The organism is Hymenobacter pini, from assembly GCF_020421205.1.
In the GTDB taxonomy this organism is placed as follows: domain Bacteria; phylum Bacteroidota; class Bacteroidia; order Cytophagales; family Hymenobacteraceae; genus Hymenobacter; species Hymenobacter pini.
The window spans coordinates 1080623-1105216 of record NZ_JAIZZH010000001.1; the positions used below are offsets into that span (position 1 = coordinate 1080623).

Below are 24594 nucleotides of genomic sequence, written 5' to 3' on the forward strand. Positions count from 1 at the left end.
ACTATTGACGTGGCAATTACCTTGCCGAAAGTACGCAAGCCATGCTTTAAGAAAAAACGAACTTAAACCGAAGTTCTGCGGTTGTTTTGCAAATATTAATTACTTAAGATATTGCGCCAGACCTTGCACTTGGTAGGTGGGGAGAAATCTGATTTTTTTCGTCTCTCATGAAAAAAACACAATTGATGCGGGAAGGGTTCCGACGGATTAGCGTACTGTTGTGGTTGCTGCTCAGCGGGCTGGCGCTCCAGCCGTTGCGGGCCCAGGAGGCCTGCTTGCTGGAACCTGTGCCACTCGCCCAACGAATTGCGCAGGCGCCGCTAGTGGTGGAGGCCTGGGTACAAAACGTGCGCAGTGTGAACGACGGTAACCACATCGTAACTCTCAACGCACTGGAGGTATTTAAAGTATTTCGGGGGAGCCTGCCGGCCGGGACGCTTACGCTGCAAACGCTAGGGGGCACGGTAGGGCTCCGGCGCGAAGAAGTATCCAATGAGCCGGTGCTGGCGGCCGGGGAGCAGGCGGTATTTCTGCTGGAGGCTAACCCCACCGCGGCGGGCACTTACCGCTTGGTAGCCGGCCCCCAGGGGCTACTGCGCTACGACCTGGGTACGGCCACCGCCTCCGACCCCTTCCGGCGCTACAATTCTATTCCGGCTGAGCTGTACCCTGAACTGATGAGCCTGACTAACCAGAATTTCCGCCTGGTACGGCCTAATGCTCCGCTCGAAGCCCGCCTGCAGCAGGCCAGCCGGCCGGGTGCTGCAGCTACAATCAGCGGGTTTAGCCCCGCTACCGTTACGGCGGGTACCCGCACGGTGCTTACCATTACCGGGTCCGGTTTTGGCGCTACCCAAGGTAGCAGCACCGTGGGATTCAGCAACGCCAATAACGGCGGCACTTCCTACGTGGTGCCCCTAGCCACTGATTATCTGAGTTGGTCAGACACGGAAATTCGGGTGCGGGTACCGGGCACAAGTATGAACAACGCCGGGCCGGCCGGCACCGGTAAAATTCAGCTGACTATTGGGGGAGCCACTGCCCTCAGCCCGGAGGCGCTAACTGTAAACTACGCGCTGGCAAATGTGAATTATCAGGATAACGCATACCCCGTGGCTATGGTGGGTACGAATGGGGCGGGCGGCTACACGCTCACCTATAATCAGGCATTTGCTGCCAACACGGCCGCAGTAGCGTCGTTCGGGCGGGCCCTGGCGGTGTGGCGCAACGGGGTAGGGGCTAACCGGATTGTTGCCGCTGCTACTACTGCCATCAACACTAATGCCAGCGACGACAATGTGAACGTGGTGAGCTTCGACGACGCGACGGAGCTGCCTACGGGCGTACTGGGCGTTACATACTCGTATTACTCCGGCTGCTCCAGCAACGGCGCCATCAACTGGGTACTCACGGGTACCGACTATATTTTTGACGGGGAGCGAAACTGGCAGTTTGGCCCGGCTGCGCCTACGGGTGGGCAGTTTGATTTTGAAAGTGTAGTCCTGCACGAACAGGGCCACGGGATTCAGCTGGGTCACATTATCAAACCCGGTGCCGTAATGCACTACGCCATTGCCGCCAACACCCAGAACCGGGTGCTCAACGCTACCAACGATGTAGCCGGGGCCGCTGCCGAAATAGAGTTCAGCCTTACCGCCCCGCGCTGCGGTAACCCAGCGTATGCCCGCTTGGCGGCGGCCGTCCCGTTGCCCGTTACGCTGCTCAGCTTCACAGCTGAACGAAATGGGACTGAGGTAGAGGTACGCTGGCAAACAGCTGCCGAGTTGGGCAGCGCCTATTTCGCGGTGGAAACTACTCTGGACCCCACCGGGCAATGGCAGGAGCTCACGCGCCTGCCGGCCGCCGGCAGTAGCACCATGCCCCGCACGTACCGCTACCTGAACCAAGCGGCCCCAGGTATGCAGCACTACTACCGCCTGCGCCAAATAGATACCGACGGTAGTCAGCAGTATTCTGCAGTGGCAAAGGTAGGTCCGGTCAGCGGCGCAGCTACTTTCAGTGCTTACCCCAACCCGTTCACCGACCAGCTGCGCATCCAGCTGCCCGTGCCAGTGGCTGGCGAGTTGCGGCTGTTTGATATGGCCGGCCGCCTGCAGCAGCGTCAGACCGTAACTGCCGGCTCGGCCGAAGTATCACTGCCCACAGTGAATATCCGACCGGGAGTGTACGTGCTCGAATGGCAGCCGCAGTCGGGTCCCCGCGGCCGGGTGCGCGTAGTGAAACAGTAGCTAGGTATGCAGCATAAGGCTTTTCCGCCGCTGGCTCAGGCTTTTTGTGCGGTTGTTCGGCGTACTTCCCGCTCGCCAATCTGCTGCCGCCACATGGCATAGTACAGGCCGCCTTGCGCTAACAGCTCCTCATGCCGTCCCGATTCGGCCACGTGGCCGCGCTCCAACACAAAAATCCGGTCAGCGTGCAGAATGGTGCTCAGGCGGTGGGCAATGAGGATGGTGATGTGCTGACGAGAGCCGGACAGCTCCCGCACGGTCTGGCTGATTTCCTCTTCCGTAAGCGAGTCCAGGGCTGAGGTAGCCTCATCGAATACGAGTAGAGTGGGGTGGCGCAGCAGAGCCCGGGCAATGCTGAGGCGCTGCTTTTCACCGCCGGATACTTTCACGCCCCCTTCCCCAATTACGGTATCAAGGCCCTGGGGGGCGCGGGCCAGGAGGGAGTCGGCGGCGGCCTGGCGCAGGGCGCGCAAGCACTGCTCGTCGGTGGCGGTGGGGGCTACAAAGCGTAGGTTCTCCCGGATGGTGCCGGCAAACAGCTGGGTGTCCTGGGTTACAAAGCCAATCTGCTCGCGCAGTACATCCAGATCCAGCTCCTTGCCGGGCACACCGTTGTACAGAATGCGGCCACGGGCTGGCGGGTACAGGCCTACCAGCAGCTTTACCAGCGTGGTTTTGCCCGAGCCCGATGGGCCCACGAAGGCAATGGTCTGGCCCAACTCGGTGCGGAAACTAATGCCATCGAGGGCGGGTGAGGCCGCCGTGAGATGCTGGAAATGCACGTTGTCGAACTCCAGGGTCCGAATCTGGCCAATGTCGCGGGGGTGCGTAGGCTTTACTTCCTTAGGCGTGTCCAGAATCTGCTGATAGTTGGCCAAGGATGCCTCCGTTTCGCGGTACACGTTGATAATGGTACCCAACTCCTGCAGCGGCCCGAAAATGGCGAAGGAGTAGAAGAAGAACGTGATGAACTTGCCCGGCAGAATCACGCCCTGCACCACTAAGAACACCAGCATTAGCAGAATCACGTTGCGCATCAGGTTCACAAACGTGCCCTGCACAAACGATAAGGAGCGGAGGTAGCGCACCTTCTTGAGTTCCAGCTTCAGAATCTTGTCCGTAGTAGCATTCAGCCGCTGGGTTTCCTGCTGGGCCAAACCTAGGCTTTTGATCAGCTCAATGTTACGCAGGCTCTCGGTGGTGGAGCCGGCCAGGGCCGTGGTTTCAGCCACAATAGTTTTCTGAATAGCCTTGATGCGTCGGCTCAGAAACAAGCTCAGCGTAGCCAGCAGCGGAATGGTCAGGAAATATACCAGCGCAATGGGCTTGTACACGCTCAGGGCATACCACGTCACGAACACAATGCCCACCAGCGAGATGAACAGGATGTTGATAAAGCTTTGAATGAGCTTTTCCACATCGGTACGCACCTTCTGGAGCTTACCCAGGGTTTCGCCCGAGCGTTGATCCTCAAATACCTGGTACGGTAGCTCTAGGGAGTGCCGCAGCCCATCAGAGTACAGGGCCGCTCCCAGTCGCTGGGTGATGACGTTGGTGTAATAGTCCTGGAAATTCTTGGCAATACGCGACACCATGGCCACGCCTAAGGCCTGCAAAATCAGGAGGCCCGCCCCGCCGGTAAGAAACTGCCAGAAGGTGGGTGATTGGGTTGTTTTCAGCGCCGGCGACACATACCGGTCAATGATTTTGCCCAGAATCAACGGGTCGAGTAGACTGAAAATCTGGTTGATGGCGGCCAGGAGCAGCGCCAGGGCCAGCAGCCCCCAATAATTGCGCAGGTAGCTGTATAGAAGTTTCATGTGCGGCAGAGAGAGGAGAGAGCACACAAGCCGCAAACCCCCCGGAAGGTTTTCGCTAGGCTTAAAACCGTGCTTTCACGCGCCGCTCTACCCACATCAATATCATGCTATAGCGCGGTGTAATGAGTTGAAGAAAAGCTGAGTACGGCGTGAGAGGCTAGCTGGCGGAAGTTTTATTCCAGTGTTGCAGAATGGCCGGTACGCTGCTTTCAATCCAGTCGGCGAGGCTGCGTACGTGCTGGGCTGCCTGCTGGCCCAGGGGCGTGAGGCTGTACTCCACGTGCGGGGGCACCACATCAAAGGCCAAGCGGCGCACCAAGCCGTCGGTTTCCAGCCACTGCAGGGTTTGAGCCAGCATCCGCTCACTCACGCCTCCAATCAGGCGACGCAACTCGCTGAAGCGCCGGGTTTCGCCATCCAGCACCATCAATACCAGCACGCCCCAACGGCTGGTAATGTGCTTCATTACGGTGCGTGAGGGGCAGGCGGCGGACAATAAGTCGCCGCGTCGCATCTTTTCCGTAAGCGTAACGGCTTCCGGCGCAGGAGCTAGTTCGATTTTTTTCATACTTACCTTTTTGTGCGTACTTACTTTATGTAAGTATACAACATACTTTTGGGGCGTTCATCATTTAACTGCTGAAATCATGAAAATTGCCGTTACCGGAGCCACTGGCCAGCTGGGCCGTTTGGTGGTGGAGAAACTGAAAGCCCGCGTACCCGCCCACGAGATAATAGCTTTGGTACGCAACCCCGCCAAAGCCACCGATTTGGGCGTGGAAGTGCGGGAAGCCGACTACGCCCAACCCGCCACGCTCAGCGCTGCCCTGGCCGGGGTAGATAAGCTGTTGCTGATTTCGTCGAGCGAGGTAGGCAAGCGCGCTGAGCAGCACCGCAACGTGATTGAGGCTGCCAAACAGGCCGGGGTGAAGCACATTGTGTACACCAGCGTTCTGCACGCCGATACCTCACCGCTGAGCCTGGCCGACGAACACCGGGCTACGGAGGCCGAATTGAAGAACTCGGGTGTGGCCTACACGCTGTTGCGCAACGGCTGGTACACCGAAAACTACACGAATTCAGTAGGCGGGGCCGTGGCCGGCGGGGCTTTCATTGGCAGCGCCCAGGACGGTAAAATCTCCTCGGCCACCCGCGACGATTTTGCCGATGCCGCCGTGGCTGTGCTGACCGGCGAAGGCCACGAGGGTAAAACCTACGAGATGGCCGGCGACGAGTCGTACACGCTGACGGACCTGGCCGCTGAAATTTCGCGCCAGACAGGCAAGGATATTCCCTACCGCAACCTACCCGTGGCCGACTACGCCGCCGCGCTGACCAGCTTCGGGGTGCCCGAAGGATTTGCCCACGGCATTGCCAGCTGGGATGCTGATGCCGCCGAAGGAGCTTTGTTTGATGACAGCCGCCAACTCTCGGCGCTAATTGGCCGGCCTACTACGCCCCTGGCTACGGCCGTTGCCGCTGCCCTGAAATAAGGGGAAAGACCAAGAAGGATGAACCCGCTGTTGGCATTTGGGCCAGCAGCGGGTTTTTGCTTGCTGCTGCAAGTGTTGAACTCATCCGTGCTGCGGCCCTGAGCTTAGGCAGTGGCCTCCCCGGCGGTGCTGGCTACCAGCCGGGTACTGCCCGGCACCATAACCGGGGGCGCGGCAGTGGGGCGGTAGTGTTGGGCCAGTAGGTGGGTAACCAGGGGCGGCTCGGGCCCCTGGTGCAGCGGCCAGATGCGGCTTTTCAGCTCGGCCTCGTCCCGGCTTACGCCCCGGTCGTGCTGCTGCTCGTGCTCCTCCCACGATTCCACCAGGAAATACTCTACCATGCGCGTGGGGTCGGCCAGGTCGGCATACAGGCCCCAGCCAATGGCTCCTTCGCGCCGCCGGATGCGGCCCAGCTGCTCCATCAGGTACGTGAAAAGCGGGCGGTTTTCCGGCGGAATGTGATACGTGGTGGTAATGATAACGGGCCCTTCGGTGGGGGCTGGCTCCGTAGCCAGTACCGGTTCGCGCCGGGCCCGGGCCGGCGTGTGGTCGAGGGCCTGCGGTGAGTTACGCAGGGAAAATTTCAGCACCAGCAGCGTACTCAGCCCCAGCCAGCCGGCCGCCCCGGCTAGCGCTATGGGCAAGCCCATTTGCTCTGCCACTGAGCCCCACACCACCGAGCCCAGCGCCATGCCGCCCTGAATAGTGAGCAAGTACAAGCTGATGGTGCGAGCCTGCACCCAGCGCGGCACCACCGTTTGCACACCCACGCTGAAGGAGTTGAGCACCAGCATCCAGGCCATGCCTACCAGTACCAGCAAAAGGTAAAGCAGCCACCGATTGTCGGCAAAGCCTAACCCCAGCAGGCCCACCGCAAACACGGACGTAGCCAGCGTGACACGCCAGTTAATGGAAATGTGGCGGTTGATGCGGGGTAGGGTAACGGCGGCAATAACGGCCCCCAGCCCCATGCAGGAGAGCAGCATAGAGTAGAAGGAGGTGGGCAGCTGCAGCCGCCGGGCTACCACGGCCGGCATCAGGGCAAACAGGGCGCTGGCCCCGAAGGTGAAGCTCACCCCGCGCACCAGGATGTGCTGCACGGCCGGCGCAAAGCGGGCGTAGCGCACCCCGCCCCGAATGGCGGCCACCACCCGCTCAGTAGCTAGGGTGGCTGTGGCCTGGGGCTCCCGCTTCCAGCTATACACCATGTAAATCGTGGCCAGAAACGATATTCCATTCAGCAGAAACGCTGCTCCCGCCGAAAAATACCCGATTACTAACCCGCCCAGCGCTGGCCCAAAAGCGCGGGCCAGATTGAAGCTCACACTGTTGAGGGCAATGGCCTGGGGCAGCTCCTGGCGGGGTACCAGTTCCGGCGTCACGGTTTGCCACACGGGGTTGTTCAGAGCTCCGCCCAAACCCAGCAGAAACGTAAGGGCCAGCAGCAGCCAAGGCGTGGTGAGGTGCAGCAACGTAACCGCCGCCAGCAGCAGAGCCACCACGGCCATCCAGGTTTGGGTGGCCAGCAGCATTTTGCGGCGGTCCACCAAATCGGCCAAGGCACCAGCGGGTAGGCTTAACAGAAATATCGGTAGGGCCGAAGCCGTTTGCAGCAAGGCAACCAGCACTGGCGAAGTGGTTAGCTCCGTCATTAGCCCCACCGCCCCCACGTTCTGCATCCAGGTGCCAATGTTCGACACGAACGACGCAATCCACAGCATCCGAAAAAACGGGATTTTGAGCGGCGAAAACGGCGAGGGAGTTGCAGGGGAGGCGGGTGCAGTAACGGGTGCTGACATATTCTATGCGTACGTAAGCCCACGGTGGGAAGATGGTCTAAAACAGTACCACCCACTAAGCAGCTGGTGCTGAGTGGGCGGTAATACTGATTGGTGGGCTAGCTCAGCAGCTTACAGCCGCAGCCCAATACCGGGTCCTAACAGAATAAAAGGCTTGCCTTTAGAGAGCAAATAACCGCCGCCCAAGTACAGTGGGAAAGTGAGCTTAGCGTCGCGGCGGGTAGGAGAGATAGAGCCTAATAGTACAATACCAAGGTCACGGCTAGCTTCCTTATTGCTGCTACTGGTGAGGTTAAAGGCGTTCAGTGCCACGAAGCCTGCTCCAATTTTATAGGGACGTAAGCGGTTAATTTTCTCGGGATGATAAAAGCTCAGCTGCCCCAGCATGGCTAACGAAATGCCCCCGAACGAGGTGTAGCTCGACTCGCCTGAGTACTTAGTCAGCAGGCCGCCCGGGAAGCTCACATCAATGTCGAACTTCATGCGGCGCTGCAGCACCAGCTCCAGCTTCTGCGAGAAGCCCGGCTCCGAATACTGGCTTTGCGTGTGGCGCACCGTTACGATGATGGTGCTCCAATCATCCAGGTCGTACGTTTTGCGGGAGTTCAGCAGACTGTTCAGGCTGATATTCCCCACCTGGCACTGCTTATCCTGATAGAAAGCGGCCCGCACCGAGTTACCATCGGGACAAATAACCACGTTGTCCACGGTGCGCATTTCAATCAGCTCACCCTTGGCATTCTGGGTACGAATTTCGAAGGTGAGATATTGCTTACCATACAGTTGTTGGTCGGTATCAATGGCCCCGGAGTTGAAGCTGAATACCACGTCGCGGATAACCCGGTCGTACAACACCGGGCCATTGAGCCGGGTAATGGGGCGGGGAGCTTCACCGAATGTTACACCTACAAAATCAAGCGGATGGGGCCGCTGAAACTCCCGTACCGCCAGGCTCTGACCAGTAGGCTGACCCGTGTTGAAAATGGTAATCCGCTTCTTATCAATGGTAAGCGGAATCTTAATGCGGTACACTACAGCCGCATCCGAGCGAATACTCGAATCGGAAGGAATCACCTGCACATCTTCAAAGTGGAACCGCCCCCGCGTTAGCGACTCACCTTCCAGGCGCACATCCACGGTTTCGCCGGGGTTTACGGTGGTGTTGCCGGTCCAGTCGCCGCCCCGGTGCCGCACGCTTACGGCGTTGATGGTGGTTTTGGGCGAGATGTTGAAGTTGGTGATGTACTTGGCCTGGTCGTTTTCCTTGATGTAGAGGTAGCTTTCCGTCTGGCGGTGGGTGTTGTACACGCGCAGCCAGCACAGTACCCGGTCGTTGGTGAGGTACTGACGCGTGAACAGCTCGGCAATCAGCGCGCCCCCGGCTTCCTCCTGGTCCTCAATGCGGTAGGTGCGCTTCAGGTCGAAGGTGCGGCCGTTGTCCAGAATCAGCTCCACGCCCTTCCGGCGGGAAACTTCATCCAGCGTGATTTCCTTTTTATCCACGCTCAGGAAGCGCAAGCGCGAGGCTTTCACGGTGAACTCCTGGCGGATGGGGGGGAGGGCGTAGGTAACGCGGCGGTTATTATCGGTGAGGAAAGGCCGCTCGGTTTGGGGCCGCAGCGTGAGCTGGCGGGTGCCCAGGGCGTTGGGCAGCACGTGCAGGCGCAGCACGCCTTTTTCCTGCTCCAGGCGGTAGTCGATATCCTGGCCGTGGGTCCACTCGGGCGTTACCCGGATGTTCTTGGCGTTGTTGCTAGTGAGGTCGAATACCTTTTCTTCGCCCACAAACAGCTCCGTATCCGAGGGGCGGAACTCCAGAGTGGTGCGCGTAACGGGCAGCAGCTTCACCGTTTCGGTGCGCGGGGCAAAGCCCACGGAGTCGGACGGCTGGCGGAAGGTAAGGCTCAGAAACTTATTGCTGCCCAAATCCTTGAAACGCAGCTTGGCGCGGTAGTACTGCGCCCCATCCACGGGCGAAAGGGAATCGAGCAGGGTAAAATCGGCGGAGCGCTGCAGGCGCAGGCCCTGGCGGCCGGGCGTTTCGGGGTACATTAGCAGCTCGGCCGTTTCGTCGTCTTGCCGGTAGTAGAAATACAGGTGCGGTTCGCCCTGCACCAGCACGGTATTGCGGCTCAGGCTATAGCGGGTGGTATCGGTGCGCAGGCTTACGTCGCGCAGGAGGGGGGCACGCTGGGCGCGTACGGAAACGGCACAGAGCAGCAGCAGGCTCGTGAGCAAACCCCACGAGAGCCCACGAAGTCCGGAAAAGTGTAGCACAGCAAGCAATAAGGAAAGCGTGCCCGACCCAACCGGGCACCGTACAAAGGTACAGGCAGTATCCCGGCCGTTGAACGGTAGCGGTGGGTTTTTCTTTAGACTGGTGCCTCCGGGGCAAAACAAAAGCGCCTCCTGCCTGGGTAGGCAAAAGGCGCTTTCTGTAGTCCGTAGGGGAATCGAACCCCTGTTGGCAGAATGAAAATCTGCAGTCCTAACCCCTAGACGAACGGACCAGACTCCCAAACCGGCGTTGTTTTCCGTTTTGGTGATGCAAAAGTACAGGGTTTCTGGTTCAATGCAATAACTTACCTTGAAAAAAATGCGCGTAGCGAGCTAACTGCACCACTATCAGGGAAATTAATTTCAACAATGGCCTACGACTACAGCAAGCTCCGCAACAGTTTGCGCACATCGGCCGTGGATGCCACGTGGTAGCGGGCCAGGGAGCGGGGCGTGATGCCCACCTTCACAGTGTATGCATCCGGGGGCATAGCCCGGAAAGTGTCCTCATCGGTACGGTCGTCGCCGATGGCCAGGGTAAACTGCGGTTCGTAGGCGGCCTGCCAGCGGGCGGCAGCCGTACCCTTGTTGATACCGGAGGTTTTTATTTCAATCACCTTGTTGCCTTCCATCACCTGCAAGTCGGTGTTAGAGGTCATAAAGGTGAGGTGGTTGAGCAAGTCACGGGCCCGCACGGCACCCAGCTCCGCATCGGCCCGGCGGTAGTGCCACACCAGAGAGTATTCTTTGTCCTCAATGAATGAGCCGGCCGTGCGGGACACGTACAGCTCCAGAATCGAGCGGATTTCGGGCTTCCATTCGTTGCTGAGCGGCTGAAACAGCTGCCACTCCTGGCCCGCGGCCCGCAGCCATACCCCATGCTCGGCAATAAAATCAATGGGCAAATGCCCCAGCCACGCTTCCAGCGTAGCCCGGTCGCGGCCACTGATGATGACAACGCGGTTCTGCGGAATATCGGCTAGTGCCCGGAGCAACAGACGCAGCTCCTGGTCAGGCTCGGCTCGCTGCGGGTTGGCGTTGAAGGGGGCCAGCGTACCGTCGTAATCCAGCAGCAGTAGCCGGGTTTCGGCCGCGTGGTAATCATCAAGCAATTGGGCGGTAACCGGCGGAGTTAGCAGTTCCGTGGCCAGTGTGAGCTGCTTGATTTTGCTATACTCCAGGCGGTCCATGAACAGCTTGGTCCAGGCAAACACGTTGTATTGCTGCACCAGAGCCTGCATGGCGTTCATGCGCTGAATTTGTTCCTCCTCCGGCATTACCAGAGCATCGTGCATGGCTTCGGCCAGCTCCGGGAGGTTGGTGGGGTTGATAATGAGGGCGTCTGACAACTCACGGGCGGCCCCGGCCCGCTCGCTCAAAATCAACACGCCGCGCTGGTTGTATTTGCTTGCCACAAACTCCTTGGCAACCAGGTTCATGCCGTCGCGCATGGGTGTCACCAGCGCCACCTCGGCCAAGCGGTACAAAGAAGCCAGCTCTTCCAGCGGAAACGACCGGTAGAAATAGTGAATAGGCGTCCAGCGGATGGTGCGGTACTGGGCATTGATGCGGCCTACCAGTTCGTCAATTTCCTCCTTAAGGGCCGCGTATTGGGCCACTTGGTCGCGGGAGGGCACTACCACCATAATCAGGCTCACCTGCTCGCGCCACTCGGGGTAGCGCTGCAGCAGTATCTCAAACGCGCGTAGCCGTTGGGCAATACCCTTGGAGTAATCGAGCCGGTCGATGCTCAGAATCACGCGCACCTGCTGCAGGGCCTCGCGGTAGGTAGCCTCGTGCCGGATGGCGGCCTCCGACGTGGCGGCCTGCACGTACCGCCCGTAGTCAATGCCCATCGGAAACGCATCAACCAGCACCGTGCGCGCCCCCACTTCCAGCTGCCCGTTCTGCGACGAGATACCCAGAATCTGCGACACGGCGCTGAGGAAGTGCCGCATATAGCCAAACGTGTGGAAACCCAGCAAATCGGCCCCCAGCATACCCTGTAGGAGCTCAGTGCGCCAGGGTAGCACCCGAATCAGCTCATAGGAAGGGAAGGGGATGTGCAGGAAAAAGCCGATGGTGGCTTCCGGCCGCGCCTGTCGCAGCAGCTGGGGCAGCAACAGCAGCTGGTAATCGTGCACCCAGATGGTGTCCTCGGGGCCAGCCAGGGCCAGCACGGCCCGGCAGAACTTTTCATTGACGGCCACGTACGCCTCCCAGTGTGCCTGCTCGTAGGTGGCGTACTGGGTGAAGTAGTGAAAAGTAGGCCAGAGGGTGGAGTTGCTGAAACCCTCGTAGAAGTCCCGGATTTCGGCTTGCGTCAGGAACACGGGCACCATGCTGTCCTGGCGCAACTGCTCGCGTATGTACTCCTCCTCGGCCGCGTCTTCCACAAACAGCCCCGGCCAGCCCACCCACACGTTGCCTTCCTGCCGATAGATAGAGCCTAGCCCGGTAGCCAGCCCACCTTCACTGGGCTGAAACGTGAGGCTTTCGTCGGTGCGGAAGATTTTGGTAGGGAGGCGGTTCGAGACAATAATGGTGCGCGGCATAGGCCAAAAAAGGTTGGTGAACCTACCCGCTTACGGCAGCAGCCGGCCGATGGCCATTATTTTCTTTGCCACTTTCTGTTACCACGCGCGCCCCGCAAGAGCCCGTAACTGGCTAAGCACAACAGTAAAACGCCTTCTTAGAGCCGGGTTGGGGCGGCAGTCTGTGGCCGGCCAATGTGGCCCAGGTGGGTGTCCTGAAAACCGGTACGGTACTTGAGCCCATAACCCAAGAGCCGGTCGAAAGCCGAGTGGAAGAGTAGCACTGTGCCGGCTAGCAGCAGCACTGGCTGGCCCAGCCCCCAACCAAGCCCACCCACCAGCAGCGCCAGGGCTTTGTGGTGAAAAAAGTTGTAACTGGCCGCGCCAGCACTAGGCCCGACCAAATAGCCCAGCATACTCACATCGGGCACTAGAAACAGCGCCGGCAGCCACCACCAGGCGTAGGGCAGCTGAGCAAACAGCAGCACGGCGGCCAGCAACTCAGCCAAGGCTTCCAGTTTGAGAACGGTTTTCATAGGGTTTAGGATGAAGTTCAACGACATCCCAAAGGTCGGGCCCAATGAGCCGGCTGCTCGTTAACAAAAGCTAAGAAATGGTTTTGCTGCCTGCCTGCACGCGTGCTCGGATGCGGCTCAACGACACCGGCGTAATGCCCAGGTAGGATGCAATGTACTGCTGCGGTATGCGCTCCAGAATCTTGGTTTTGGGGCCGTTGAGCAGGGCCAGGTAACGTTGTTCGGGGCTAAGCAGCAGCAGTTCCGCTAGCCGGGCATCAGTACCCAGCAGGTGGTATTCGGCCAAAAGCCTTCCAAACCGCTCATACACCGGGTACTCGTCATACAGCTCCCGCAACACCGCGTACGGAAACGCAACCAAGTGAGTAGGCACCAGCGCCTGAATACCGAACTGGCTGGGCTGGCCCGTAAGGCAACTCTGGTAGCTGCCCATCAGGTGATTTTCAAAGAAGAAGTAGGTGGTGCGCTCCTCCCCATCGGGGCGGGTGTAGTAGAGGCGGCAGGCTCCGGAAAGCACCAGCGCCAGCTGTGGCGCGGGCACACCCTGCGTTACGAAAAGAGCGTGGCGGGTGAGTTGCTGCGTTGTCAGAGCAGCGGCCAGCGGAGCCCATTCGGCTTCCGTGAGTGGTACAAACCGGTGGATGTAAGCGCGGAGCGGGTGCATGGGGCCAAGGTACTACATGGCGGCTTGCGGCCGTGGCCGCCGTACCGAGTACCCTACTCTACTCGGGTGATACGTAAGTAGTCGAGCATAGCCTGGTTTACTTCCCCGTTCATGTTCTCGTTGGCGGATTCAAAGCTGAGCGTCAGCGTATGTTGTCCTTTGGCGAGCTGCACCAGCACGGGGTTGGTAAAGCCCCAGTTCGACCACTCGGCCACGCCGCGTTGGGGCAGCACCACGGTGCCCAGCGGCTGCCGGCTCAGCCGCAGCGTGCGGATGGCGCACTTGTTGTCGGTGTTGAGGGGGCCGTTGCCGTTGGCGTAGCGGAAATCCAGGGCGTAGAGGCCGGTTTCGGCCACCGTAACCGGAATAGCCAGGCGGGTATTCACCGTTTTGCTGATTTCCACGAAGCCCGCGCCGCTGAACCCTTTGTACGGCTTGCCCGATTTGGGGGCACTGCTTTCCAGCTGCACCAGCTGGGCCGGGCGGGCAGCCACCACTAGGGGCTCACTGGCAAACGACTCCAGCCCCTGCCCATCCACGGCTACCACCTGGTACTCGGCGTAGGTGGCCGGCATTACGGCCACGCTGGTTTCGGTGGTGCGGGCGGCAAACCGGCCGTTGCGCAGCACCTGGTAGGCGCTGGCCCCGGCTACCGGAGCCCAGCTGAGGCGGCCAGCGGTGTAGCGCACGGTGGGCGTTTCGGGGGCAAACCGGTTCGGTACGTGGTTGGGGCCCACGGAGAATAAGGCTTGGTTTTTCAGGGTGATGCGCACGGTGTGGCGGCCGGTGAGCGTCGTGGGAATTGTGGCGTTGGGTAGGGGTTGGCCGTCGAGGGTGATGGTGCTGATTTCGTTACCGAAGCCCTGCAACTCAATGTCCAGCACCGCACCACGGTAGCGGAAGCCGGTCAGCTCCCGGCGGCCCTGCAGCGCCTGGGGCACAAACGGCCGCAGCACCAACCCTTCGGGCGCAAAGCGCATCCCGAACAGTACCTTGTACACTAGTGCCAGGCTGCCCGAGAGGCTCCAGAGCATGTTGCTGCTGTTGATCTGGGTGCCGGCGAAGTCGCCGTTGTCGGCCACGAAATTCTCCTTATTGGTCAGAAACAGCGCCGCCGGCCGATACACCGCCGCCATGCTTTCCAGCACCGACGCCTCATTGCCAACCTCGGCCCCCGCCAGCGCCCAGAAGCTCTGCACGAAGGGCCACACGGCGTTATTGTGATAAGGTGGGATGCCCGGAATCTGGGGGTAGATGCACGGTGTGCCGAAGGCGGTGGTGGGCGTATTCTGCACCACAGACTGGGCCCGTGCTTCCTCCGCCACGCCAAAAAGCACGCACAGGGCTTCGCCCAGCGTTTCTGCTTTAGGCGACAAAGTCAGGTAATTACGGCCGTAACGGTACTGGCCGTAGTAGCCGTGGTCTGTCCATAGAGTATAGTTGATGCCCGATTTAATATGTACGGCAGTTGCACTGTGAAATTGCGCTACCTCCTGCTGTCCCAGCCGTTCGGCCATTTTAGCCAGCACCACGTTGGCTTGGTAATGCACGGCATTGGTGCCCAGGTTCTCACTCTGGTAAATGTCCACCGGCTGCATCCAGCGGGGATACGTCTGCTCCCGCCAGTCCAGAAACGACGATTCGCCGCGCACCAGAAAGGTCAGACTGCCCTGTGGATAAAACGAGGGAATATCCTCCGGCTTTAGGTAGGAAGGATTTCTCCACAACAGTGTGCTATTCGGGTCATACGCATTCTGCTGGTCGTCTTCTATGGATCTTTTGATAATCGGGTACACCTTGCGCAGCCAAGCCTCGTCGCCCGTCACCAGGTAGATTTCCCAGGCGGCCACGGCCCAGATCATCCGGTCGGTGGAGCAGGGGTAGGCCCCGCCGGTACCGGTATCCTGAATGATGCGGCCGTTGGCGCTAACCTTGCGCAGCAGGCTGTTCATGGCCACTTTCGGCTGCAAAGTCGCCTGGGCCAGAATGATAGAATAGCTGATGTCGCGCGTCCAGACGCCGGCCCACTCCTGGCCGGTGCGGAAGGTGCTGTCGGGCTCCACGGCGCGGCGAGCTTCCTCCAGAGCCAGGTTGTAGAGGGCGTCAGTCAGCGGGTAATCGGAGCGGTACTGCGGAAAATCGGCCGTGTTCAGGGTTTGCTGCCAGCGGCCGGCCGTAGATTTGGCAGCTTTGGGCTGGTTTAGCACCAGCGTTACCTCGTAGATGCCGTTGCCGTCGGGGTCTTTGAGTTCCAACTCCTGTTTGCCGGCCAGGTTGGCAAAATCCCAGCTTAGCGGAGCGGTGTTGCCAGCCACGAATACGCCTTTAAAATCCTGGGCGTAGAGCTTCTCGCCGGCATAGGTGGTAAAGTAGCCCTGCTTCTTGAACGCCGCCAACACCGGCCGCATATCCAGCCGGATCGTCAGCGGCGTGTTGGGGGCCAGATAGGTGTTGGCGGACACCTCCGTTTTATCGACAAACTGCTGCCCAAACGTAAGCACCGGCGTTTCTAGCGCCGTGCTGCCGGCCCGGGGAAGGGCCACGATGCTATGGTCCCGGCCCGGGGCCATTTCGTTGTCGGCTCCGTTGAGGCTGAACTTGAACGTAATGCGCGGGTCCTGGTAAGCGTTGGCCGGGCTCTGGTAATTGGACGTCAGCTCCGTGCGCGACACGGCCCGGCCCACGTACGGGCCCTGCTCCACCCGGTCGGCGTAGAGAGCATAGGCTTCGTTTTTCCAGATCAGGGGGGCTTCGGCCGGGAGCGGCGAAGCGGGCACGGCGGCAGATTTCACGGGGGCAGCGGGTTTGGGCGTCTGGCAGGCACTCAGCAGGGCCAGAGCCAGCAGGCCGCCCAGCGCGGGGGCAGAATACGACATCACCGCTAGCAGACGCAGAAGCCCGCCCGGCGGTTGCGCGGAGAAGACACTACCACCGAGCCAAAAACAAAAAAGCCTTCCGCTGGGCAGCAGAAGGCTTTTTATGTAGTCCGTAGGGGAATCGAACCCCTGTTGGCAGAATGAAAATCTGCAGTCCTAACCCCTAGACGAACGGACCAGACTATCAGAAGCGGAGCGTTGTTCCGTTTTGATGATGCAAAGATAGGTGGCTGAACATTCGGCGCAATACCCGGTTTTGAAAAAACTTTACCGGATGGCGTAAATAAGCTGATTTTCAGGTAAAAATTTTTGCGGCGGGGCTTTCCTGCGCAGTCAGGTGGGTGGGTTTTCGGGGCATTGACCGCCCATTCGGGCCCGAGTTGTGGTTTGATTTGGCGAAGTACCCCCAGCCCGTTACCTTCGCTCCGCGTTTTCACCCGGCCCTCCCGGACCGATAAACCTCCCATTTCCCCAACTTATTATGGCTAAAATCAAAGTTGCCATCAACGGCTTCGGCCGCATCGGCCGCCTGACGTTCAAGGCGCTGCTCCAGCGCGAGAACGTGGAAGTCGTGGCAATCAACGACCTGACCGACAACAAAACGCTGGCCCATCTGCTGAAGTACGACTCCGTACACGGCCGTTTCGATGGTACAGTAGCTTACGACGAAGAAAGTCTGACTGTAAACGGCCAGCGCATTGCCGCTTTGGCCGAGCGTGACCCCAAGCTGCTGCCCTGGGGCCAGATGGGCGTTGACGTGGTGCTGGAATCCACGGGCCGCTTCGTGGACGAGGCCGGTGCGGGTCAGCACCTGACCGCCGGTGCCAAGAAAGTGGTTATTTCGGCTCCCGCTACCGGCAACATTCCTACGGTAGTACTGGGCGTGAACGAAGACATCCTGACGGGCGAGGAAACCATCCTGTCCAACGCTTCGTGCACCACCAACTGCCTGGCCCCCATGGCCAAGGTGCTGGACGATGCTTTCGGTATCGAGAAAGGCTACATCACCACGGTGCACGCCTACACCTCCGACCAGAACCTGCAGGACGCACCCCACAAAGACCTGCGCCGCGCCCGCGCCGCTGCCTACAGCATCATCCCCACCTCAACGGGTGCGGCTAAAGCCGTTGGCCTGGTACTGCCCCAGCTGAAGGGCAAACTGGATGGTATTGCCATGCGCGTACCCATTCCGGATGGCTCTACTACCGACCTGACCGTAATCCTGAAAAAGGAAGTGTCGAAGGAGGAAATCAACGCCGCCGTGAAGGCTGCCGCTGAAGGCCCCCTGAAAGGCATCCTGGAATACAGCACCGATCCGCTGGTGAGCATCGACATCGTGGGCAACCCCCACTCATGCATCTTCGACTCGGAGCTGACTTCGGCCAACGGCACGCTGGTGAAAGTAGTAGGCTGGTACGATAACGAAACCGGCTACAGCACCCGCACCGCCGACCTCATCCAGAAGCTGGGCGAGAAAATGAATGGCTAATCCTCCGGGATTTAGCGTAAGTAAAAAACCGCCTGCCCGGGAAACCGGGCAGGCGGTTTGTATTTTGCAGCCTGACAGAAGCGGCCTTGCTTTCCGGAAGCGCAGGAACACGTTGGCGTGCTTGTCTCCTCATTTCACTATCTCACCACTTCATCGGCCGTGCGCATCTGCTTTATCCTGAACCCCACTTCCGGTACCAACCGCACCCAGGATGTGCCGGCGCTGCTCACGCGCTACGCCACGGCCGCCGGGGCCGACTTCGAGATTCAGCTGACCCAGCGGGCCGGGCATGCCACCGAGCTGGCCCGGGAGGCGGCGGCGCGCGGCTGTCGGGTGGTAGTGGCCGTGGGCGGTGATGGTACCGTGAACGAAGTAGCCCGGGGCCTGCTGGGCACCGGGGCCGCCCTGGGCATTGTGCCCCGGGGCTCGGGCAACGGGCTGGCCCGCCACCTGCGCCTGCCGCTGGATCTGCCGGGGGCCGTGCGCCGCGCCTGCCAGCCCACGTTTCAACGGATTGATGCGGGCCAGATTAACGGATACTGGTTTTTCTGCACGGCGGGGCTGGGGTTTGATGCCCACGTGAGCAAGCTGTTTGCCCAGGCCGGTACCCGCGGGCTGAGCACCTACGTAAAGGTGGCCCTGCGCGAGTACCGCCGCTACCGCCCCACGCCGGTGCAGGTGGAGCTGGAAAACAGGCAGCTGCTGGACACCCACTGCTACGTGCTGGCCTTCGCCAATGCCGCCCAGTACGGCAACAACGCTTACATAGCGCCCCAGGCCAATATTCAGGATGGCCTGCTGGATGTGTGCCTGATTGATGCGCTGCCCATGCTGCGGGCCGTGCGGGTAGGAGTGGGGCTGGCGTTGGGCACCCTGGCCACCTCGGGCGGAGCCACTTACCACACTAGCCGCCGCGTGCAGGTGCATGCCGCCCAGCCCCTGGGTTTTCACGTGGATGGCGACTACGTTGCCGACGCCACCGAATTTGCCGTGGAGCTGCACCCGCTGGCCCTGGAGGTAGCGGTGTAGTGGTGATTTAGCGACTTCGTGATTTAGTGAGTAGGTAATGCCGTTTCTTTGTTGGGTGAAACAGGCACACTCGCTAAATCACTCAGTCAGTACATCACCGCATGAAAGCCAATAAAAACCGCCGGGAAGGCGTAGTATACTCTACCAACCCTGACTTCGAGTATCAGGACACCCACGAGCCGGCCGCCGTTACGCTGCCCCCGCAACAACAGAATCTGCGCGTGCAGCTGGATAAAAAGTCGCGGGGCGGTAAGCAGGTCACGCTGATTACCGGCTTTGTGGGTCAGGACGAGGACCTGCAAACCCTGAGCAAGCTGCTCAAAACCAAGTGCGCTGTGGGCGGCAACGCCAAGGATGGCGAAATTATCATCCAGGGCGACTTCCGCGACAAAGTGCTGGCCGTGCTGCTGGAAAAAGGCTACAAAGCCAAGAAAGCCGGCGGCTAGTTGAGTACATCCACGAAGAACAGTAAAAAGCCTGCCTGTCATCCTGAACAGGTCGCTTGGTACGCAACGTGCTTAGGATGACAGGCAGGCTTTTTACTGTTAAAATCAATACCGCGGGGGAATTGGGTAACGGCAGCGTAGTGGTTCCGCCAGGAGAGTAGCAATTTGCAGCTGATAATCTTTTCCCGGCCGCACAGGCCGCTACGCACTCCTTTTTTATCCGCATGAACCCACTCCGTAATCCTGTTTCTGCCCGTCGTCTGGGGCTGTTGGGGCTGCTGTGCCTGCTCTGGGGCACGCTTCGGGCCGAAGAAATTAAGTCGCCGAACGGGCAGCTGACGCTCAACGTCACGCTGGCCGAGGGCGGCGTGCCCACCTACTCACTCACCTACAAAGGCCGGCCGGTTATCAAACCCAGCAAGCTGGGCCTGGAGCTGAAAAACACCACCAGCCTGCAAGCCGGCTTCACCCAGACCGACAAGCAGACCCGCTCCTTCGATGAGACGTGGACGCCGGTGTGGGGTGAGGCAAAGACCATCCGCAACCACTACAACGAGCTGGCCGTGACGCTCACTCAGGCCGCTACTCAGCGCACCATGCGCGTGCGGTTCCGGGTGTTCGACGACGGCTTGGGCTTCCGCTACGAGTTCCCGCGCCAGCCCAAGCTGGACTACTTCACCATCCAGGAAGAACGCACCCAATTTGCCCTGGCCGGTGACCACAAAGCCTTCTGGCTGCCCGGCGACTACGACACCCAAGAGTACAGTACCGTTACGTCCAAGCTCTCGGAAGTGCGCGGCAAGATGAAAGCCGCCACCACGCCCAACGCCTCCCAGACGCCTTTCTCGGCCACCGGCGTGCAAACCCCGCTGATGATGAAAAGCCAGGACGGCCTCTACATCAACATCCACGAGGCGGCCCTCATCGACTACAGCTGCATGCACCTGGAGCTGGACGATAAGAACATGGTGCTGGAAAGCCACCTGACGCCCGACGCCGTGGGCGACAAAGGCCTGATTCAGACGCCCGCCAACTCGCCCTGGCGCACGGTGATTGTGAGTGACAAAGCCGGCGACATTCTGCTCTCCAAGCTGGTGCTCAACCTCAACGAGCCTACCAAGTACCGGGACGTATCGTGGATTAAGCCGGTGAAGTACGTGGGCGTGTGGTGGGAGATGATTACGGGCAAGGGCACGTGGTCGTACACCAACCAGGAGAACATCAAGCTTGACTCCATCGACTACAAAACGGTGAAGCCCAACGGCACCCACAGCGCCAACAATACGCGGGTGAAGCAGTACATTGACTTCGCCGCTCAACACGGCTTTGACGCGGTGCTGGTGGAAGGCTGGAACACCGGCTGGGAAGACTGGTTCGGCAAGCACAAGGATTATGTGTTCGACTTCGTGACGCCGTACCCCGACTTCGACGTGGCCGAGCTGAACCGTTACGCCGCCAGCAAGGGCGTGAAGATCATCATGCACCACGAAACCTCGGGCTCAGTGCGCAACTATGAGCGGCACTTGGATTCGGCGTTCCAGTTCATGAACAAGTACGGCTACAACGCCGTGAAAACCGGCTACGTGGGCGACATCGTACCCCTGGGCCACCACCACTACGACCAGTGGGTGAACAACCACTACCAGTACGTGCTGGAAAAGGCCGCTGAGCACAAAATCATGGTAAACGGCCACGAGGCCGTGCGCCCCACCGGCTTGGCCCGTACGTACCCGAACCTCATCGGCAACGAGGCCGCCCGCGGCACCGAGTACGAGTCGTTCGGGGGCAACAACGCCGACCACACCACCATTCTGCCCTTCACCCGCCTCATCGGCGGCCCGATGGACTACACGCCCGGCATCTTCCAGACGCGCATCAGCACCTTCAACCCGCAGAACACGTCCTTCGTGCACAGCACCCTGGCCCGGCAGCTGGCTTTGTACGTGACGATGTACTCGCCCCTGCAGATGGCGGCCGACATGATTGAGCACTACAACGAGCACCTCGACGCGTTCCAGTTCATCAAGGACGTGGCCGTGGACTGGGATGATACCAAAGTGCTCGAAGCCGAGCCCGGCGACTACATCACTTACGCCCGCAAGGCCAAGGGCAAGAGCAGCTGGTTTGTGGGCAGCACCTGCGACGAGCAGGGCCGCACCTCTCGCATTGACCTGAGCTTCCTGGAGCCCGGCAAGAAGTACACCGCCACCATCTACGCCGACGCCAAAAACGCGCACTACGAGAAGAACCCGCAGGCCTACCAGATCCGCAAGCAGACGGTAACCAGTAAAACCAAGCTGACCCAGCTTTGTGCCCCCGGCGGCGGCTACGCCATTAGCATTATGGAAGCCGGCCGTTAAACGCTTCTTGTTTTCCTGGTGTGGGGGTGGTTTTTCGGGGGTAGATACCGAAAAGCCACCCCCACATTGTTAGCGAGAACTAGTGAATTTGCTGCTGTAATCAGCCTTTCTCAACTCCTGGCCCTGTTGCCTGTTTGTATCCCGGGTAAGCTGTGCTTGACACAGCTGTGCCCGTCCATTACCACATGCTAGAATGACCTTATCGGAACCGAACCCATTGGCTGGCCTGACACTGCAAGCCCTGATTTTTGACATGGATGGCACGCTCGTCCACAATATGCATTTTCACCGTCGTGCCTGGGTGAGCTTTCTGGGCCGATATGGCTTTGAGTTAACGGAGGAGGAATTTGAGCGCAGTAACCATGGTACTGCGCTGGAAATCATTCGGCGCTTTTTCGGGGCCGAGTTGCCCGCCGCCGAGGTGCAGCGCCTGGCCCAGGAAAAGGAAGCACACTACCGCGAGTTGTACAGTCCTCACCTACGCGCTTTGCCCGGCACCCGAGAGTTCCTGGAAGAAGCCCGCACCCAAGGGTTGCGCCTGGCCCTGGCTACTGCCGGCGACGCACCGAATATCGACTTCGTGCTGGATGGCCTGCAGCTACGCGCCTGCTTTGATGTGATAGTAGGGGCGGAGCAGGTACGCCATGGCAAACCCGACCCGGAAGTGTTTCTGCTGGCCGCCGCTCAATTAGGCGTAGTGCCCGAGGCGTGTCTGGTGTTCGAGGATTCGCTGACGGGTATTGAAGCGGCCCGCCGGGCCGGTATGGCTACCGTAGGCCTTGCCACCACCCACCAGCCTGAGGAGTTGCAGGCCCTAGGTCTAGTGCAGATAGCCGAAGATTACACCCACTTGCATCTGCCCAACCGTCGTGAAGCAGTAGCGCGCTAGGTATGGCCGGTAGCTGACTACCAGGCGCTACAGTGCGGCAGAATCAGGACTTACTGCCCAGGAACTGCAGCGCCCGCTCCACATCTTCCGGCGTATCGATACCAGTAGTTTCCAGCTCGGTTTCGGCGGTTTGGATGCGGTAGCCGGCTTCCAGCCACCGCAGCTGCTCCAGGCTCTCGGCCAATTCCAGCGGGGAGGGCGGGAGTTGGGTGATTTCGCGGAGTACGTCGGGGCGGTAGGCGTAGAGGCCAATGTGACGCAGGTAGCGGTGGTGCTGGAGCCACTCGGCGTGCGGGTGCTGGCGCTGGTAGGGCAGGGGGTGGCGGCTGAAATACAGGGCCTCGCCCCGCGAGTTGAGCACTACTTTAGGCAGATGGGGGCTCAACAGCTCCTCCTCACTCACCACGGGCTTCACCAGCGTGGCCAGCTGCGGCGGCTCGGGGGCGGCAAACAGCTGCACCAGCGCATCAATCTGGACAGGATGAATAAAGGGCTCGTCACCCTGAATGTTGATGATGCAGTCGGCCTGCACGCCCAGTTGCTCATAGGCGTCGCGCACCCGGTCGGTGCCGCTGGGGTGGTCGGGGTTGGTCAGTACGGCTTCTCCTCCAAACCCCAGCACGTGCTCCAGAATCCGCTGGTCGTCGGTGGCTACTACCACCCGGCTCAAGGCAGATTGCCGGGCCTGCTGTACTACCCGCTGAATCATGGACTGGCCGCCCAGGTCAACCAGTGGCTTACCGGGCAGGCGGGTAGAGGCAAAACGGGCCGGGATAATACCAATAGCGTACATAAGAAGCAGTGCGGAGGGACGAGTAAGGCGCAAAAAAACGGGAAAAAACCGACAGAAAACGCTAGCCGTAGACCCTGCGCGCTGCCTGTCGCGGAATTTGTCCCGAAAAGTATCAACTAAATACCGCTACTATGATAGAAAAGCGGTGTCTTCGGCCCGAATCCGTAACTTTCGGCAAATTGTATGCAAGCGGGGCATTCTTTACCGATATTGCTTTGCTCCTGTTTTGTGCCTGCCGATTAGTATGTTCCGATTTCCATTGCTGACTGCCGCGTTTGTTTTTGCCGGTGTTTCTGCCTGGGCTGCTACCGGCCCCGTTGCCCCCCCCGATTCCATTGGCGTGGAGTACCGGGGAAATAAGCTGCTCATCAAACACCGCGTAACGCCCGGCGAAACCCTGTACGGGGTAGCACGGCGCTACAAAGTACCCGTGGAGGACATTGTGGAAGCCAACTCCGGGCAGAAAGGGGCATTGGTGACCGGGCAGGTCATTCTGGTTCCCCGCAACCGGGTGGTGCTTACCCAACCCGCTACCCCCAAAACTACTGCTGCTACACCGGCGGCTACCACCCGCAGCCTGCCTACTGATGGGCAAGGCAACAAGGTATACAAGGTAGAACCCGGCATGACGCTGTTTGCCATTGCCCGGCGCTTCCAGACTACCCCTGCGGAACTGGCCCGTCTCAATGGTTTTCCGGCCAACTACAATGTACGCGTAGGCCAATCGGTGATTGTAGCGGGCACTGCTGCTTCCGCTCCGGCCACTCGCCCTGCCCCTGCAGTTGCCGCTACCCGGCCAGCCCCTACGGCCCGGCCGGAGCGCGACGAGGAGGCCGAGCGTGATGCTCGGGAAGCTCGGGAAAAAGAAGCTCGGGAACGAGCCGCCCGGGAACGGGCCCGCGACTCGGCGGCCTCCCCGGCCGTAACGCCTACGCCCGCGCCGACCACCACGGCGGCAGCCCCGGCTCCCGAGAAAGAAAAGGCACCAGCCCGAGCCAGTGAAATTGTGCGCCGCGTGTCGGAAAGCGGTTTGGCTACGGCCATCCAGACGGACGCCTCCGACAAATACCTAGCCCTGCATAAGACGGCCCCGGTTGGCACTATTATGGAGGTGAAAAACATCATGAACGGACAGTCGGTGTACGTGCGGGTGATTGGACAGCTGCCCGACACGGGCGAAAACACCAACATTCTGGTGCGCCTGTCCAAGCGGGCCGTGCAGCGCCTGGCCACCCCCGACCAGCGCTTCCGCGTCGAAACCAACTACGTACCGTAGGGTAGTAGTGAGTAGTTAGTACTGAGTACTGAGACTCGGCTGAGCTAATACTGACAACTGTAGA

Annotated in this window: 17 protein-coding genes and 2 tRNA genes; 8 read left to right on the plus strand and 11 right to left on the minus strand. The window is 60.0% G+C overall.

Annotated features, from left to right (window positions below; genetic code table 11):
- Positions 1-167 precede the first annotated feature (167 nt).
- Positions 168-2249: a T9SS type A sorting domain-containing protein gene (locus tag LF252_RS04525; protein ID WP_226268071.1), complete on the plus strand. Its 2082-nt coding sequence runs from the start codon at positions 168-170 to the stop codon at positions 2247-2249.
- 35 nt (positions 2250-2284) lie between these two features.
- Here LF252_RS04525 and LF252_RS04530 read toward each other — a convergent pair whose 3' ends face one another.
- Positions 2285-4069: an ABC transporter ATP-binding protein gene (locus LF252_RS04530; RefSeq protein WP_226268081.1), complete on the minus strand. Its 1785-nt coding sequence runs from the start codon at positions 4067-4069 to the stop codon at positions 2285-2287.
- A gap of 157 nt (positions 4070-4226) precedes the next feature.
- A complete protein-coding gene (locus LF252_RS04535; protein WP_226268083.1) occupies positions 4227-4637 on the minus strand; it encodes a winged helix-turn-helix transcriptional regulator in 411 nt (136 codons plus the stop codon).
- A gap of 79 nt (positions 4638-4716) precedes the next feature.
- On the opposite strand from LF252_RS04535, the gene LF252_RS04540 reads away from it, so the two are divergent.
- Positions 4717-5562 (plus strand): SDR family oxidoreductase, encoded by an 846-nt coding sequence (locus tag LF252_RS04540; protein WP_226268085.1) that lies wholly within the window; start codon positions 4717-4719, stop codon positions 5560-5562.
- Positions 5563-5666: 104 nt separating this feature from the next.
- Here LF252_RS04540 and LF252_RS04545 read toward each other — a convergent pair whose 3' ends face one another.
- The 8 genes from LF252_RS04545 to LF252_RS04580 all read right to left on the minus strand — a co-directional run bounded on the left by LF252_RS04545 (position 5667) and on the right by LF252_RS04580 (position 16426).
- Positions 5667-7361 (minus strand): MFS transporter, encoded by a 1695-nt coding sequence (locus tag LF252_RS04545; RefSeq protein WP_226268086.1) that lies wholly within the window; start codon positions 7359-7361, stop codon positions 5667-5669.
- Positions 7362-7472: 111 nt separating this feature from the next.
- Entirely contained in the window at positions 7473-9638 is a 2166-nt protein-coding gene (locus LF252_RS04550; protein WP_226268088.1) for a hypothetical protein, read from the minus strand.
- Between the two features lie 161 nt (positions 9639-9799).
- Positions 9800-9871: transfer RNA gene (locus tag LF252_RS04555), tRNA-Glu, on the minus strand.
- Between the two features lie 147 nt (positions 9872-10018).
- The gene (locus tag LF252_RS04560; protein ID WP_226268090.1) at positions 10019-12193 is read right to left on the minus strand and encodes a bifunctional alpha,alpha-trehalose-phosphate synthase (UDP-forming)/trehalose-phosphatase; all 2175 of its coding nucleotides are present in this window, start codon (positions 12191-12193) and stop codon (positions 10019-10021) included.
- Between the two features lie 137 nt (positions 12194-12330).
- Complete coding sequence (locus LF252_RS04565; protein ID WP_226268092.1) at positions 12331-12708, minus strand: DUF4260 domain-containing protein; 378 nt, start codon at positions 12706-12708, stop codon at positions 12331-12333.
- A 70-nt stretch (positions 12709-12778) separates the two neighbouring features.
- Positions 12779-13372, minus strand: a complete 594-nt coding sequence (locus LF252_RS04570; RefSeq protein ID WP_226268095.1) for a Crp/Fnr family transcriptional regulator — start codon at positions 13370-13372, stop codon at positions 12779-12781.
- A 53-nt stretch (positions 13373-13425) separates the two neighbouring features.
- Positions 13426-16248 carry an MGH1-like glycoside hydrolase domain-containing protein gene (locus LF252_RS04575; RefSeq protein WP_226268097.1) on the minus strand — a complete coding sequence of 941 codons (2823 nt, stop codon included), beginning with the start codon at positions 16246-16248 and terminating at the stop codon, positions 13426-13428.
- Positions 16249-16354: 106 nt separating this feature from the next.
- A tRNA-Glu gene (locus LF252_RS04580) sits at positions 16355-16426 on the minus strand.
- 303 nt (positions 16427-16729) lie between these two features.
- Between LF252_RS04580 and gap the strand changes: the two genes are divergently transcribed.
- The 5 genes from gap to LF252_RS04605 all read left to right on the plus strand — a co-directional run bounded on the left by gap (position 16730) and on the right by LF252_RS04605 (position 22461).
- Positions 16730-17737: a type I glyceraldehyde-3-phosphate dehydrogenase gene (gap, locus tag LF252_RS04585; RefSeq protein ID WP_226268099.1), complete on the plus strand. Its 1008-nt coding sequence runs from the start codon at positions 16730-16732 to the stop codon at positions 17735-17737.
- Positions 17738-17896: 159 nt separating this feature from the next.
- Positions 17897-18766 carry a diacylglycerol/lipid kinase family protein gene (locus LF252_RS04590; protein ID WP_226268108.1) on the plus strand — a complete coding sequence of 290 codons (870 nt, stop codon included), beginning with the start codon at positions 17897-17899 and terminating at the stop codon, positions 18764-18766.
- 101 nt (positions 18767-18867) lie between these two features.
- Positions 18868-19212, plus strand: coding sequence for a translation initiation factor (locus tag LF252_RS04595; RefSeq protein ID WP_226268110.1), 345 nt, complete (start codon positions 18868-18870; stop codon positions 19210-19212).
- Between the two features lie 224 nt (positions 19213-19436).
- Entirely contained in the window at positions 19437-21572 is a 2136-nt protein-coding gene (locus tag LF252_RS04600; protein WP_226268113.1) for a glycoside hydrolase family 97 protein, read from the plus strand.
- A gap of 193 nt (positions 21573-21765) precedes the next feature.
- Positions 21766-22461, plus strand: coding sequence for an HAD family hydrolase (locus tag LF252_RS04605; RefSeq protein WP_226268115.1), 696 nt, complete (start codon positions 21766-21768; stop codon positions 22459-22461).
- A 43-nt stretch (positions 22462-22504) separates the two neighbouring features.
- Here LF252_RS04605 and kdsB read toward each other — a convergent pair whose 3' ends face one another.
- Positions 22505-23254 carry a 3-deoxy-manno-octulosonate cytidylyltransferase gene (gene kdsB, locus LF252_RS04610; protein ID WP_226268117.1) on the minus strand — a complete coding sequence of 250 codons (750 nt, stop codon included), beginning with the start codon at positions 23252-23254 and terminating at the stop codon, positions 22505-22507.
- Positions 23255-23498: 244 nt separating this feature from the next.
- On the opposite strand from kdsB, the gene LF252_RS04615 reads away from it, so the two are divergent.
- Entirely contained in the window at positions 23499-24530 is a 1032-nt protein-coding gene (locus LF252_RS04615; protein WP_226268119.1) for a LysM peptidoglycan-binding domain-containing protein, read from the plus strand.
- The last annotated feature ends 64 nt before the right edge of the window (positions 24531-24594 follow it).